The following is a 14,483-nucleotide window of genomic DNA, read 5'->3' on the forward strand; positions in this document are numbered from 1 at the left end:
CCCCCTGACCCTCCGTCGGCTTCCCCGCCGCCCCCCGCGACCCGCCCGGCAATCCACTGGCCCTCCCCCACCGGGCACCAGGTAGGATCACCCCGGCAGGCGCTGTCCCACCCGGTCCACGCCTGCCGCGGGCCGCTAGCTCAATTGGCAGAGCTGCGGACTTTTAATCCGTAGGTTCAGGGTTCGAACCCCTGGCGGCCCACGTGCAGCGAGAGCCAGGTCGGACGGTGTCCGGCCTGGCTCTTCGGGTTTTCGGGGGCCTCGGGCGGCCTCGCGTTCAGCTCTTCAGGGCTGTCTCCAGGCTCGCCGCCTGGTTCGGTGTCAGCAGTTTGGACACCCGCAGGACCTCGGTGCCGTGCACGTAGTCGTACTCGGTGAAGACCGGCATGTTCTTGATGATGCCCGCGATGTAGTCGACCCGGGCCTGTGCGTCGGCCGCGGTGGCGAACACCTCGACGGACCCGCCGCGGGTCATCGAGTCCTCGTCCTCGCCTTCGACGTCTGCGGGCTGGATGCGTGCGTCGGTGAACGCGGTCTTGGAGACGTACTGGTGGGGGCGGCCGAGGAGGTGGTTCGGGTCGTTGTCGGCGGTGTAGGTCTTCACCTCCCTGACGTTCGGCACGGTGGCGGAGAGCGCCGCGACTGCGGCCCTGGCATCGCGGGGTGCTGCTGAGTCGGGCTGCGGCATGGCCGGATTCGCGGGGGTCGCCGACGGCGCCGCTGCGGCGGGGGCGGTGGCGGTCCGTGTCGCAGGGCTGCCGGCGTTTGAGCCGCTGGAGCATCCGGTCAGGGCTACGGCGATGCCGGCAGCGATGGCGGTGAGGGCGGTGCGGCGCATGGATCTCCCCTGGTGGCGTGGTGTGCAGGGGGACGGTACCGGCCTGGTGGGCGGCGTGGAGCAGGTGTGCTCGACTCGTGACTCCACCCCGCTTCCTCCGGGGGGCTGGGGGCTGGGGGCCGGGTCAGGGGGTGGCGGTGGTGAGGAGGACGTCGACCAGGTGTTGGGCTGCGTCGGGGCGGCCGTGGTGGCGGGAGTGGGTGGCCATGGTTTCGCGGTGGTGGGGGTCGGCGAGCAGGGGGGTGAGGGCGGTGCGGAGGTGGTCGGGGGTGACGGGGGCGAGGAGGGCGGTGGCGGCGCCGGACCGGTGGAGGTGGGTGGCGTTGTGGGCCTGTTCGTTGCCGGCGGAGGAGGCGAGGGGGATGAGGACGGCGGCCTTGCCGAGGGCGGTGAGTTCGGCGAGGGTGCCGGCGCCGCTGCGGCTGACCACGAGGTCGGCGAGGGCCAGGACGTCGGGGAGTTCGGCGCCGAGGTAGCCGGTCAGGAGGTAGCGGGCGGCCAGCCGGGGCGGGAGGGCTTCGGCGTGGGCGCGCAGGGCGGGCTCGTTGGCGGGGCCGCACTGGTGGATGACGTTGGCCCGGTCGAGGAGCCAGGGGAGGGTGGCGGAGACCAGGGTGTTGATCTGCGCGGAGCCCTGGGCGCCGCCGGTGACGTAGACGGTGGGCAGGGTGCGGTCGAAGCCGTCCAGGCCCAGGGCGGCGACGGCCTTGTCGGGGTGGCCGGCCAGGACGGCGGGGCGGACCGGGTTGCCGGTGACGGCGGCGGTGGGGCGGGCGGACTTCGGGAGCAGGGGGAGCGTCGACTCGGAGGAGACGGCGACCCGGGTGGCGGCGCGGGCGAGCAGCCGGTTGGCCAGGCCGAGGCGGACCGTCTGCTCGTGCACCACCAGCGGGACCCGGCAGGAGCGGGCGGCGAGCCCGACCGGCACCGCGACGTACCCGCCGGTGGCCAGGACGACGTCCGGCCGGAACTCGGTGATCAGCGCGCGGGCCTGCCAGGCGCCCAGCGGGACCCGGCACATGTCGCGGACGTTCGCCGGGGAGAGCAGTTTCAGCGGGTTGGAGGAGCGGCGGATCTTGCCGGTGGCGACCGGGGCGAAGCGGATGCCCTCGGCGGGCGCGACCCGGGCCTCCAGGCCGGCGGCGGTGCCGATCCAGAGCACCTCGACCGTCCGCCCCTGCGCGGCCAGCCGCTCCTGCAGCGCCCGGACCGCCGTCAGCGCGGGGTAGGTGTGCCCGCCGGTGCCGCCGCCGGTGACCACCAGTCGCAGTGGTCCGCCCTGGTGCGTGGGTGCCATGTGGATCTCCTGGGGTCGGTGTCGGCGGGTTGGCGGTTGACGGGTCATCAGGCTACGGCCGGGCGGGGGAGGGGTGGCGCGCGGGAGCGGGCATAACGGGGCAAAGGGGGCGCCGGATTGGTAGCGTTCCGCCCGCGGCGGCGGCCGGGCGGCGGCTGGACAGCGGTCAGCGGGAGGGAGTGGCGCGGGTGGTGGCGGAGGAGGCGGTCCGGGAACCGGCGGTCGGCACGGCGAAGTTGACGCTGCGGACGCTGACCATGTTGGTGGTCGGCTCGATGGTCGGCGCGGGCGTGTTCTCGCTGCCGGGGCGGTTCGCGCAGGAGACCGGGGTGCTGGGCGCGCTGGTGTCCTGGCTGATCGCCGGGACGGGCATGCTGATGCTGGCGCTGGTGTTCCAGGCGCTGGCGGTGCGGCGGCCGGAGCTGGACGCGGGCGTGTACGCGTACGCGAAGGCGGGTTTCGGCGAGTACCTGGGCTTCTTCTCGGCGTTCGGCTACTGGGCCAGCGCCTGCGTCGGCAACGTGACGTACTGGGTGCTGATCATGTCGACGGTCGGAGCGCTGGTCCCGGCGCTCGGGGACGGGGACACCGCGCTCGCGGTGGTGCTCTCCTCGGCCGGGCTGTGGGGGTTCTTCCTGCTGGTGCGGCGCGGCGTGCGGGAGGCCGCGATGATCAACCGGGTCGTCACGGTGGCCAAGCTGGTGCCGATCCTGGTGTTCGTGGTGCTGGCGCTGTTCTGCTTCAAGGCGGACGTGTGCGCCGCCAACTTCCGGGGCGCCTCCTACGCGGGCTCGCTGTACGACCAGGTGCACGGGACGATGCTGGCCACCGTGTTCGTCTTCCTCGGGGTGGAGGGCGCCAGCGTCTACTCCCGGCACGCGAGGCGGCGTTCGGACGTCGGCCGGGCCACCGTGCTCGGCTTCCTGAGCGTCTTCGCGGTGTTCGCCTCGGTCACGGTGGTCTCCTACGGCCTGCTGCCGATGAGCGAGATCGCCGCGCTGCGGCAGCCGTCGATGGCGGGCGTGCTGGAGGCGGCGGTCGGCACCTGGGGGAAGGTGCTGGTCAGCGTCGGGCTGATCGTCTCGGTGCTGGGCGCGTACCTGGCGTGGACGCTGATGGCCGCCGAGGTGCTGTTCGTCGCCGCCAAGGACGAGGACATGCCGCGCTTCCTGGCCCGCACCACCGGCCGGGACGTGCCGGTGCCCGCGCTGCTGCTGACCACCGCGCTGTCGCAGGTGATGCTGGTGGTCACGGTCTTCTCCGACGACGCCTTCGACTTCGCGCTCGACCTGACCAGCACACTCAGCCTGATCCCGTACCTGCTGGCGGCCGGCTACGCGGTGCGGGTGGCCCGGCAGGACCGCTCGGGGACGGGCGCGCTGCTGGTGGCGGGCCTGGCCACCGGCTACACCGCGTTCCTGGTGTACGCGGCCGGCTGGGCGTACCTGCTGGTGTCGTTCATCGTCTACGCGCCCGCCACCGTGCTGTTCGTGATGGCCCGCCGCGAGCAGGGCCGCCGGCTGTTCTCGCCGCGCGAGGCGGTGGTGCTGGCGGTGTCCGCGGCCGGTGCGGTGCTGGGCGTGGTGGCGCTGGCGGCCGGGTGGATCAGCCTGTGAGACCCGCCGGGCGCCGGGACGGCCGGTGTCCGGGGAACGCCGGGACGGTCGACGTCCTCCGGGCGCCGGGACGGCCGGTGTCCGCCGTGCTGTGAAAGGACTGCTGTGACGACTGCGATGGGTGTCCACTCCGAGGTCGGTCGGCTGCGCAAGGTGCTGGTCTGCCGGCCGGGGCTCGCGCACCGGCGGCTGACCCCCGGCAACGCCGCCGACCTGCTGTTCGACGACGTGATGTGGGTGGAGAACGCCCAGCGCGACCACGCCGGTTTCGTGGCCGAGCTGACCGGGCGCGGCGTCGAGGTGGTCGAACTGCACGACCTGCTGGCGCAGACCATGGCCGTGCCCGGCGCTCGGGACTGGCTGCTGGACCGCAAGATCGTCCCCGACCAGGTCGGGCTGGGGCTGGTCGACGGCACCCGCGGCTACCTGGAGACCCTGGACCCGGCGGCGCTCGCCGAGTACCTGGTCGGCGGCCTGGCCACCGCCGACCTGCCCGGCGAGTTCCGCTCCGGCTACCTGGCGCTGGCCCGGGAGGCCACCGGCGTGCGCGAGTACCTGATGCCGCCGCTGCCCAACACCCTCTACACCCGCGACACCACCTGCTGGCTGTACGGCGGCGTCACGCTCAACCCGCTGTACTGGCCCGCCCGGCACGACGAGACGCTGCTGATGAAGGCGGTGTACGCCTTCCACCCGGACTTCGCGGGCGCCACCGTCTGGTGGGGCGACCCCGAACGGGACTGGGGCCAGTCCACCTTCGAGGGCGGCGACGTCATGCCGGTCGGCAACGGCCTGGTGCTGATGGGCATGAGCGAACGCACCTCCCGGCAGGCGATCACCCAGGTCGCCGCCGCGCTGTTCGCCGCGGGCGCGGCCCGCCGGGTGGTGGTCGCCGGGATGCCCAGGCTGCGCTCCGCGATGCACCTGGACACCGTCTTCACCTTCGCCGACCGGGAGACCGTCACCCTCTACCCGGCGATCATGGACCGGGTGCACGCCTTCTCGCTCTACCCCACCGACCGCGCCCCCGGCGTCGAGGTGGTGGACGAGGGCTCCCGGGCGTTCACCGCGGTGGTCGCCGAGGCGCTCGGCCTGCCCGCGCTCCGGGTGATCGGCACCGGCGGCGACGTCTACGCCTCCGAGCGCCAGCAGTGGGACAGCGGCAACAACGCGGTGGCGCTCGAACCCGGCGTGGTGGTCACCTACGACCGCAACACCACCACCAACGCGCTGCTGCGCGCGGCCGGCATCGAGGTGGTCACCATCGTCGGCGCGGAACTCGGCCGCGGGCGCGGGGGCGGGCACTGCATGACCTGCCCGCTGGTCCGCGATCCCGTGGACTTCTGACGGGCGGTGGGAACCCGGTGGGATCCCGCCGGGTGCCGGGTGCCGGGTGCCGGGTGCCGGGTGCCGGGTGCCGGGTTCCTGACGGTCTGGCGGGCGAGCGGGAGGGGTGGCGGGAAGTGTTCGGCGAAGTGTTCGGAAAACCCGTGAAACATGCGGTGCCGGCCGTGCATCTATAGGGGTGACAACCCGGAACGGCCGGGTCACGGGGGTGCGATGTGATACGCGGACAGGCCGGGAACGCCGGGCCGGGAGCCCGTCGGCGGGCGGACGGCGCACCGGGCGGGGCGGCGGACGGCGCACCGGGTGGCGGCGGGCCCGACGGCATACCGGGCGGCGGGCCAGGCGGTGGGTCGGACGGGGAGCCGGGCGCCGGGTCCGGGGGCCGGGCCGCGCGGCGGGAGGCGGCCCGGCGGCAGGGGCGGCGGGGCCGGCGGCGGCTGCGGCGCTGGCAGAAGGCGGTGCTGTGGACGGCGGCCGGGGCGGTGGTGCTGGCCACCGGCGCGGGCGGCTACCTGTACTACCGGCTGAACGCCAACATCCAGAACGCGCCGCTGTTCGCGGGCGAGGAGGGCGACGCCGGGAAGGAGGTGCCGGACGCCTTCGGCCGCACCCCGATCAACGTGCTGGTGATCGGCTCCGACTCGCGCGACAACCCGGAGGACTGCCAGATCGGCGGCGACTGCGGCGGCGGCGCCAACGCCGACGTCAACCTGCTGCTGCACGTCTCCGCGGACCGCAGCAACGCGACCGTGATGAGCATCCCGCGCGACCTGGTGACCGACCTGCCCGGCTGCAAGGACAAGGCCGGCAAGTCCGTCTTCAAGGCGCAGCGCGGCATGATCAACTCCACCCTGCAGGGCGGCCCCGGCTGCACCGTGGCGGCCGTCCGCAAGCTCACCGACCTCCCGATCGACCACTTCGTGCAGGTCAACTTCACCGGCGTGATCAAGATGTCGGACGCGGTGGGCGGCGTCCCGGTGTGCGTCAGCGACAACGTGTACGACCCGTACTCGCACCTGCGGCTCACCAAGGGGGAGCACACCCTGCAGGGCATGGCGGCGCTGCAGTTCGTCCGCACCCGGCACGGCTTCGGCGACGGCACCGACACCGGCCGGTCCTCGGCCCAGCACCTGTTCCTCGGCTCGATGGTCCGCCAGCTGAAGGGCGCCGGGACGCTCACCGACCCGGGCAAGCTGCTCTCGCTCGCCGACGCCGCCACCAAGGCGCTCACCGTCGACCCCGGGCTGGACGGCATCACCAAACTGGTCGGCCTCGGCCAGGACATCAGCAAGGTGCCGTCCGAGCGGATCACCTTCACCACCATGCAGATCATCCACGACCCGGCGAACGACAGCCGGCGGCTGATCGGCCCGGGCGCGACCGAGCTGTTCCGGGCGATCGGGAACGACCAGTCGCTCAGCGGCGGCCCGCAGCCCGGCGAGGCCGCCTCCACCGCCCCGTCCGTGCCCGCCGCCCCGTCCGCGCCGTCGTCGGCGCCCCCGGCCGCGACCGGACCGGACCGGAGCGGGATCACCGTCGTGGTGCGCAACGGCACCGGCGTCACCGGGCGGGCCAAGGCGCTCGTCGACGCGCTCCGGCAGGACGGCTTCGCCAAGGGCACCGACACCGGGCCGAGCACCACCGCCGAGCACACCACGGTCACCCACCCCGCGGGCAAGGAGGCCGAGGCCCAGCAGGTCGCGGCCGCCCTGGGACTGCCCGCGAGCGCCGTCCAGGCCGGGAAGGGCAGCTCGATCGAGCTGCTGATCGGCGCGGACTGGACCACCGGCACCAGCTACCCGTCCGGGACCGGCGGCACCGCCCCGTCCGCACCCCCCGCCGACCCGAAGACCCTCCTGAAGGGCGCCGACGCCTCCACCGCCGACGACACCAGCGGCTGCGCCAAGGTCGGCCACGAGGGCACCGTCGAACTGCCCGGTTACAAGGGCCCCATGACGCCCGTCCAGGCGTTCGACCGCAGCAAGGACGTACCGCTGTCGGCACCCTGACGGGGCGTCGGGCGGGGTTCCGGGCGGGGTGTCGGGTGCGAGGCGTCGGGCGGTGGAGGGGGGCCGGTGGCGGGTGTCTAGAGTCGGCGGCATGTCGAGGACCACACCGCCGCGCCCGCTCGATGTCGAGGCGCTCTTCCCGGAGCTGGCGGCCCATCGTGGCACCACCACCAGGCTGCACCCGCGTCCCGGACGGCCGGACGCGGCGGCGAGTTCGGTGGGCGGACCGCTGCTGTGGCCGGCGGACGAGCCCTGGCCGGTGTGCCCCGAGCCGCACGGCCACGCGCGCGGCCGCCGTCCGGCGGACGTCCACCGGGAACGGCAGGTCCTGGCCGCCGCGTGGCGGCGGGAGCCGGACCCCGGCCCCACGGACGAGGAACGGGAGCTGCTCGACGGGCTCAGGCAGCGGCACCGCGTCGAAGCGGCCACCGGTCCGCTGCCGCTGGTCGGCCTCGCCCAGCTGTACCGGCGGGACGTCCCGGACCTGCCGGCCGGGCCGGACGGCTGCGACCTGCTGCAGGTGTTCTGGTGCCCGTTCGACGGGCACGGCCCGAGCGGCGCCGGGATGCTGCTCGACCTCCGCTGGCGCCGGTCGTGGGAGGTCGCCGAAGTGCTGGCCGCGCCGCCGCAGCCGCAGGTCGTCGGCTACGAGGGGTACCTGCCGGAGCCGTGCGTGCTGCACCCGGAGCAGGTGACCACGTACCCGTTCGCCGATCTCCTCCCGGCGGAGCTGTGCGCCCGGATCGACGCCTGGGAGGAGGCGATGGAGGAGGACGGGGACGGGGGCGGTGCGGGGCCGGTGGGCTACCAGTACGACCTGTCCATCCCCCCGGGCTGGCGGGCCGGCGGCTTCGCCTCCTGGCACGCCACCGACCCGTACCCGATGGACTGCCCGGCCTGTGCGACCCCGATGCACCTGCTGCTGACCGTCGACAGCACCGAGTGGGACGGCGGGAGCGGCAGTTGGCGGCCGCTGGAGGAAGCGGGCCTCGGCCCGTCCCCCACGGCCAGGCCGACCGAGGTCACCGTGGGCCGGTGGGGTGAGCTCAACGTCTTCGCCTGCCCGGCCGATCCCGCCCACCCGCACCGCTGGAGCCTTCAGTAGCAGCCCTTCCGGACGGCCTGCGGAGGTCAGCGGGCGGCGGTGGGCAGGACGGCGAGTTTGCCGAGGTTGGCGCGGTGTTCCAGCAGGGTGGCGGCCTCGGGGAGGTGTTCCAGGGGGAAGGTGGTGCAGGCCGGGCGGAGGGTGCCGGCGGCCAGGTGCTGCCACAGGTCGGTGCGGCAGGCGGCGACGAAGTCGGGGCGGTGGTGGGCGAGTCGGGCCATGGCGAGGCCGGTGGCGGTGTGCATGCCGCGGAGCAGGGCGCCCGCGTCGAGGGTGCCGCCGGCGCCGCTGTTGACCACCAGGCGGCCGAACGGGGCGACGGCGGCGTGGGCGGCGTGCAGGGTCTCGCCGCCGACGTTGTCGACCAGCAGGTCGACCGGGTCGAGCGCGGGGAGGTCGTGGTAGCCGATCACTTCGGTGGCGCCCAGGCCGCGCAGGAAGTCGGCCTTGGCGGGGGAGCCGGCGGCGGCCACCACGCGGCGGGCGCCCAGGGCGACGGCGAGTTGGACGGCGAGGTGGCCGACGGCGCCGGCCGCCGAGGTGATCAGCACCGACTCGCCGGGGGCGAGTCGGCCGGTGCGCAGGGCGGCCAGGGCGACCAGGCCGCTGCGGACCACGGCGAGGGCCTCGGCGGCGGGCGTGCCCTCGGCCACCGGCGTGACCAACTCGGGTCGCACCAGGGCGAGTTCGGCGTACACGCCGGAGAAGGTGACGCCGCCGACCCGGTCGCCGGGGCGGTGGGCGGTGACGCCCTCGCCGACCGCGACCACCCGGCCGACCAGGTCGCCGCCGGGGGAGTGCGGGAGGGCGGGGCGGCCGTGGCCGCGCAGGGTGCGCAGCAGGGGCAGGGCGAGCCCGGCGGCCTCGACCCGGACCAGCAGTTCGCCGGGGCCGGGGGTCGGTTCGGGGGAGTCCTGGAGTCGGAGTCCGGCCGGGCCGTCGTAGCTGTGCAGGGTGAACTCGCGCATGGGGAACGGCCCTTCGGGAAGTCGTTGGATGCCCCAACGATAGCCGGAGATTCATTGGGGTGTCCAACGTTTCCGGGGGTAGGCTTCCGGCCATGGACGACCCCGCACTCACCCGCCTCCAGACCCTCCCCAGCTGGCTGCTCGGCCGGGCCGGCTCCCTCGCCCACCGCCTGGTCGCCGACCGCCTCGCCGAGGCCGGCCTGCGGATGGGCCACCACGCGGTGCTCTGCGCCCTCGCCGAGCACGGCCCGCTGGCCCAGGCCGAACTCGCCCGCACCGTCCGGATCGACCCCAAGGACATGGTCGCCGCCCTCAACGAACTCCAGTCCCGCGCACTGGTCACCCGCGAACGCGACCCCCGCGACGCCCGCAAGAACCTCATCACCCTCACCCCGGCCGGCCGCACCCTCCTCCACCGGGCCGAACACCTCGGCCGGCAGGCCAACACCGACCTCACCGCCCCGCTGGACGCGGCCGAACGCGAACAGCTCACCACCCTCCTCGGCAAGCTCCTGGCGGGGCGGGTGACGCCCTGACGGTGCTGGTCGGAGGCGGTGCCCCGGAGCGGTCGGGGTGCCGCCTCCGGTGTGTCGGGGCGGCTGGGGGCGGGGCCCCGGCGGGCGGGTGCGGGAGGGGATAGGGGGCCGATAGGCGGGTCGGTTCGGGGGGATAGGGGCGGCCGGGAGAGTGGTGCTCACAAAGAGGCGAACCTCCGCCGAATCGTGAGGACTCGGATGATGATCGATTACCAGAACCGAACGGAGCCGAGGGGGACGGCGTCCGACCCCCTGGCGGCTGAACTGACCAGTGTCGTCAAGCGGTTCAGCAATGCCAAGGGCGAGGTGTTCACCGCGGTGAACGGGCTGGATCTGCGGATTCGGCGGGGCGAGGTGGTGGCGTTCCTCGGGCCGAACGGCGCCGGCAAGACCACTTCGATCGACATGCTGCTCGGGCTGACCCGCCCGGACGAAGGAGAGGTGCGGCTGTTCGGGACGGACCCGGAGCAGGCCGTGCGGGCGGGCCGGGTGGCGGCGGTGCTGCAGTCCGGCGGGCTGCTGCCGGACCTGACGGTCGAGGCGACGGTGCACATGCTGGCCTCGCTGCACCCGGGTGCGGACCCGGAGCGCTGCATGGCCCGGGCGGACATCACCGAGCTGCGTTCCCGCCGGGTGGCGGCCTGCTCGGGCGGTGAGCAGCAGCGGCTGCGGTTCGCGCTGGCGCTGCTGTCCCGGCCGGACTTCCTGGTGCTGGACGAGCCCACGGCCGGCATGGACGTGGTGGCCCGGCGGGACTTCTGGGCGGCCGTCCGGGAGGACGCGGCGCGCGGCATGACGGTCATGTTCGCGACCCACTACATGGAGGAGGCGGACCAGTTCGCCGACCGCGTGGTGATGGTCGACAAGGGCGTGGTGGTGGCCGACGGCTCGGCCTCCTCGATCCGCGCGGCGACCAGCGGCCGGACCGTCTCGGCGGTGCTCAGCCCGTACGAGGCCGGACTGGTCTCCCGGACGCCGGGGGTGCGCTCCAGCACCGTGCGCGGCGACCGCACCTACTTCACCTGCACCGACTCGGACGCGCTGCTGCGGGTGCTGGTCGGCGAGACCCAGGCCCGGGACGTCGAGGTGGCGCCGCGCAGCCTGGAGGAGGCCTTCCTGGCCATCACCGAGCAAGCCCGTGAGGCCCGTGCGGCCCGTACCGCCAGCAAGGAGAACGTCTGATGGCCGCCGCCGTCCCGGCGCCCGCCGCCGCCCGCACCTCGGTCTTCAACGGGGTGAACCCGACCTTCGTCCGGTACGAGCTGCGCCGGCGCTTCAACCGCCAGACCACGATCTTCACGGTGCTGCTGCCCGCGGTGCTGTACCTGGCGCTGTTCCGCACCGCCCCGTCCGGCGGGGCGAGCCTGCCGCACGGCAACTTCGCGGCCTGGATGATGATCGGCCAGGCGGTGTACGGCGCGGCCACCGCGGCGGTCAGCTCGGCCGCCACCATCTCGGTGGAGAAGTCGGTCGGCTGGATGCGGACCATCGCCATGAGCCCGCTCACCCCGCCCGGCTACCTGCTGGTCAAGGTGCTGTGCTCGGTGCTGATGGCCGGTGTGCCGGTCGCCATCGTGGGGGTGCTGGGCACCCTGACGGGGGCGCACGCCGACGCGAACGTGTGGGTGGTCTCGCTGCTGGTGGCCTGGGTCGGGTCCGCGGTGTTCGCCGCGCTCGGCATCGGGATGGGCCTGGCGATGAAGCCCGACGTGGTGATGCACATGCCGGGCCTGACCATGACCGCGCTGGCCTTCCTGGGCAACCTGTTCATCCCGCTCAGCGGCACCATGCTGGAGGTCTCCCGCTACACCCCGATGTACGGGGTGGCGACGCTGGCCCGGTACCCGCTGAACGACGGCTTCTCCTTCCACGGGGAGCACTCCAGCGTGGCCGGCGCGGTGTTCAACCTGCTGGCCTGGTTCGCCGGGTTCTCGTTCCTGGCGGTCCGCCGCTTCCGCAAGTCCACCGGCCGCCCGTAGCGCGTCCGGAGTCCCGTCCGCACCGTCCACCCAAGCAATCCGGCGCCCGCCACCCGGGCGCGGGCCCCACCCGAAAGGGGGTTAGAACACATGTTCGCATTCATCGCGCCGGGCCAGGGCTCCCAGACCCCGGGCCTGCTGGCCGCCTGGCTGCGCGACCCGGCCACCGCCGAGCGGGTGCGGGCCTGGTCCGAGGCCGCCGACGTCGACCTGGTCCAGCTCGGCACCAAGGCCCCGGCCGCCGAGATCGCCCGCACCGAGCACACCCAGCCGCTCCTGGTGGCCGCCGGACTGCTCGCCCACCACGCCCTGCACGACGCCGTCCCGGACGGCGCGGCGGTGGCGGCCGGCCACTCGGTCGGCGAACTCACCGCCGCGGTCTACGCCGGGGTGCTGAGCCCCGCCGACGCCGTCCGACTGGCCGCCGTCCGCGGCCGGGCGATGGCGGTGGCCTGCACCGAGGCGCCCACCTCGATGGCCGCCGTGGTCGGCGGCGAGCAGGGCGAAGTCCTGGACCGAATAGGCGAGTTGGGCCTGTACGCGGCGACCTTCAACGGCCCCGGCCAGATCGTCGCGGCCGGCCTGGCCGACACCCTCGACCAGCTCGCCGCCGCCCCGCCGGCCGGCGCCACCGTCAAGCGGCTCAGCGTCGCCGGCGCCTTCCACACCCCGTACATGGAGTCGGCCCGGCAGTCCTTCGAGGAGGCCGCCGCCCGGGTGCCGTTCGCCCGGCCGTCCCAGCTGCTGCTCTCCAACGCCGACGGCGCGGGCGTCAGCGACCCGGACGAGATCCGCCGCCGGCTGGTCCGGCAGGTGGTCAGCCCGGTCCGCTGGGACCTGTGCCTGCACCAGCTCTCTTCGGTGGCACCGGAGTTGACGGTGTCGCTGCCGCCCGCCAAGACGCTGGCGAGCATCCTCAAGCGCCAGCACCCCGAGCTCGAAGTGCTGTCCGTCACCACCGCCCGGGACGTCACCCGGGCCCGGGAGCGGCTGGCCGCCCCCGCCGGCCGAGGAGCGTCCGCCCATGCCGGTGTCTGACCTGCTGGAGTACCCGCTCGGCGAGCGGGCCGAGCACCCCGCCGTGATCGACGCCCAGGGCACCCTGGACTACCGCGCACTGGGCACCGCCGTGGAGCGCGCCGTCGGCTGGCTGCGCGCCCAGGGCGTCGCCCCCGGCGACCGGGTGGTGTACGCCGGGGGCAACGACCGGGCCTTCCTGGCCCTGTTCTGGGCCACCCTGCGGGCCGGCGCCGTCTTCGTCCCGGTCCACCCAGAGCTGACCGACCACCAGATCGACCACATCGTCGCCGACAGCGGCGCCGTCCTCGCCCTCTGCCGCCCGGCGGCCGGCCGCCGGGCCGCCCGCACCGTCGAGGTCGAACCGGCCTGGGAGCAGGTGCTGGCCACCGCCCCGGACCCGTACCGGGCCGAGGTCGACGAGGACGCGGTGGCGCTGCTGATCTACACCTCCGGCACCACCGGCCGCCCCAAGGGCGTGGTCTGCCCGCACCGCCAGATCCTCGCCGCCGTCGACGCCGTCCACGCCTGCCTCGGCTACCAGGAGCGGGACGTGGTGCTGTGCCGGCTGCCGCTCTCCTTCGACTACGGCCTCTACCAGGCCCTGATGTCCGCCCTGGTCGGCGCCACCCTGGTACTGGCCCGGCGCAGCGAGGACCGCGGACTGCTCCGGCTGATCGAGCGCACCGGCGTCACCGTCGTCCCGCTGGTGCCCTCGCTGGCCCAGATCCTCACCCTGCTGCAGGGCAAGCTGCACCGGCCCACGAAGGTCCGGCTGTTCACCAACACCGGCGCCCGCCCCGGCCGGGCCGTCACCGCCGAACTGCTGGAGCTGTTCCCCGGCTCCGAGTTCGCCTCGATGTACGGCATGACCGAGTGCAAGCGGATCTCCATCCTCGACCCCGACGAGTACGCCGCCCACCCCGACTCGGTCGGCCCGGCCATCCCCGGCGACCGGATCCGGATCCTGGCCGCCGACGGCACCGAGCTCGGCCCCCGGGAGACCGGCGAGATCACCGTCACCGGACCCACCGTGATGGCCGGCTACTGGGGCATCCCGATCGAGGAGCAGAGCCGGTTCGTCCGCCGCCCCGACGGCACCCTGGAACTGCGCACCGGCGACAAGGGCTGGCTCGACGAGGACGGCCGGCTGTACTTCGTCGGCCGCGACGACGACATCGTCAAGCGCCGCGGCATGCGGATCGCCCTCACCGAGGTCGAGGACGCCGCCGAGCGGATCCCCGGCGTCAGCGCCGCCGTCGCGCTGCGCCCCGAGCCCGAGGGCGCCCCGCTGCTGCTGGCCGTGCACGGCACCCTCCCGCCCGAGCGGGTCCGCGCCCTGCTGGCCGACCGGCTCGACCACAGCCGGATGCCCGACCGGGTCGTCCCGATCACCACCGTCCCGCTCACCGCCAACGGCAAGCCCGACCGGGCCGCCGCCAAACGCCTGGTCGAAGCCGCCGGGGCCGCCGACGAGCCGACCGCGAGCACCGCCCCGCAGACCACCGCATCCCCGAGGAGCAGCCATGAACCAGTCGCAGTTTGACCAGCTCGTCGAGCGGACCTGCTCCGTGCAGGTCACCGACTCCGAGACCCCGCTGGTGGACCTGGGCGTCGACTCCCTGCACACCATCGCCCTGCTGATGGCGATCGAGGAGGAGTTCGGCTTCGAGGTCGACCCCGACGCCCTCGCCGACCCGGCGCTCGCCTCCCCGGCCGGCCTGCTGCGCTACGTGCACACCCGGACCGCCGCCCCGGCCGGGATCTGAGG

General features: G+C 74.3%; 13 protein-coding genes and 1 tRNA gene. 11 read left to right on the forward strand and 3 right to left on the reverse strand.

What is annotated here, in order from left to right; genetic code table 11:
- Positions 1-129: 129 nt before the first annotated feature.
- Positions 130-202 (forward strand) — tRNA-Lys (locus IH44_RS0116245).
- 75 nt (positions 203-277) lie between these two features.
- On the opposite strand, the gene IH44_RS43660 is transcribed toward IH44_RS0116245, so the two are convergent.
- Entirely contained in the window at positions 278-688 is a 411-nt protein-coding gene (locus IH44_RS43660) for a hypothetical protein (protein WP_157852344.1), read from the reverse strand.
- Between the two features lie 274 nt (positions 689-962).
- Positions 963-2,135 carry a glycosyltransferase gene (locus IH44_RS0116255; protein WP_030460277.1) on the reverse strand — a complete coding sequence of 391 codons (1,173 nt, stop codon included), beginning with the start codon at positions 2,133-2,135 and terminating at the stop codon, positions 963-965.
- A gap of 257 nt (positions 2,136-2,392) precedes the next feature.
- Between IH44_RS0116255 and IH44_RS0116260 the strand changes: the two genes are divergently transcribed.
- The 4 genes from IH44_RS0116260 to IH44_RS0116275 all read left to right on the forward strand — a co-directional run bounded on the left by IH44_RS0116260 (position 2,393) and on the right by IH44_RS0116275 (position 8,212).
- A complete protein-coding gene (locus IH44_RS0116260) occupies positions 2,393-3,751 on the forward strand; it encodes a basic amino acid/polyamine antiporter (protein ID WP_369794956.1) in 1,359 nt (452 codons plus the stop codon).
- 117 nt (positions 3,752-3,868) lie between these two features.
- Complete coding sequence (locus IH44_RS0116265; protein WP_030460279.1) at positions 3,869-5,098, forward strand: arginine deiminase; 1,230 nt, start codon at positions 3,869-3,871, stop codon at positions 5,096-5,098.
- A gap of 458 nt (positions 5,099-5,556) precedes the next feature.
- Positions 5,557-7,107: an LCP family protein gene (locus IH44_RS0116270; RefSeq protein ID WP_030460280.1), complete on the forward strand. Its 1,551-nt coding sequence runs from the start codon at positions 5,557-5,559 to the stop codon at positions 7,105-7,107.
- A 91-nt stretch (positions 7,108-7,198) separates the two neighbouring features.
- Positions 7,199-8,212: a hypothetical protein gene (locus IH44_RS0116275; RefSeq protein WP_030460281.1), complete on the forward strand. Its 1,014-nt coding sequence runs from the start codon at positions 7,199-7,201 to the stop codon at positions 8,210-8,212.
- Between the two features lie 26 nt (positions 8,213-8,238).
- Here the strand turns inward: IH44_RS0116275 and IH44_RS0116280 are convergent, their stop codons facing one another.
- On the reverse strand, positions 8,239-9,180 hold the full coding sequence (locus IH44_RS0116280; RefSeq protein ID WP_030460282.1) for a zinc-binding dehydrogenase: 942 nt from the start codon (positions 9,178-9,180) through the stop codon (positions 8,239-8,241).
- A 92-nt stretch (positions 9,181-9,272) separates the two neighbouring features.
- Here IH44_RS0116280 and IH44_RS0116285 point away from each other — a divergent pair, with 92 nt between their 5' ends.
- The 6 genes from IH44_RS0116285 to IH44_RS0116310 all read left to right on the forward strand — a co-directional run bounded on the left by IH44_RS0116285 (position 9,273) and on the right by IH44_RS0116310 (position 14,481).
- Positions 9,273-9,716: a MarR family winged helix-turn-helix transcriptional regulator gene (locus IH44_RS0116285; protein ID WP_030460283.1), complete on the forward strand. Its 444-nt coding sequence runs from the start codon at positions 9,273-9,275 to the stop codon at positions 9,714-9,716.
- Positions 9,717-9,917: 201 nt separating this feature from the next.
- Entirely contained in the window at positions 9,918-10,898 is a 981-nt protein-coding gene (locus tag IH44_RS0116290) for an ABC transporter ATP-binding protein (protein ID WP_030460284.1), read from the forward strand.
- Positions 10,898-11,695, forward strand: coding sequence for an ABC transporter permease (locus IH44_RS0116295; RefSeq protein ID WP_035955325.1), 798 nt, complete (start codon positions 10,898-10,900; stop codon positions 11,693-11,695). Before IH44_RS0116290 ends, IH44_RS0116295 begins: the two co-directional genes overlap by 1 nt.
- A 90-nt stretch (positions 11,696-11,785) precedes the next feature.
- On the forward strand, positions 11,786-12,733 hold the full coding sequence (locus IH44_RS0116300) for an ACP S-malonyltransferase (RefSeq protein ID WP_030460286.1): 948 nt from the start codon (positions 11,786-11,788) through the stop codon (positions 12,731-12,733).
- Positions 12,720-14,258 carry a class I adenylate-forming enzyme family protein gene (locus IH44_RS0116305; RefSeq protein WP_030460287.1) on the forward strand — a complete coding sequence of 513 codons (1,539 nt, stop codon included), beginning with the start codon at positions 12,720-12,722 and terminating at the stop codon, positions 14,256-14,258. Before IH44_RS0116300 ends, IH44_RS0116305 begins: the two co-directional genes overlap by 14 nt.
- The gene (locus tag IH44_RS0116310; protein WP_030460288.1) at positions 14,239-14,481 is read left to right on the forward strand and encodes an acyl carrier protein; all 243 of its coding nucleotides are present in this window, start codon (positions 14,239-14,241) and stop codon (positions 14,479-14,481) included. Before IH44_RS0116305 ends, IH44_RS0116310 begins: the two co-directional genes overlap by 20 nt.
- Positions 14,482-14,483: the final 2 nt, after the last annotated feature.

It is taken from the genome of Kitasatospora sp. NRRL B-11411 (assembly GCF_000721345.1).
GTDB classification, from domain to species: domain Bacteria; phylum Actinomycetota; class Actinomycetes; order Streptomycetales; family Streptomycetaceae; genus Kitasatospora; species Kitasatospora cineracea.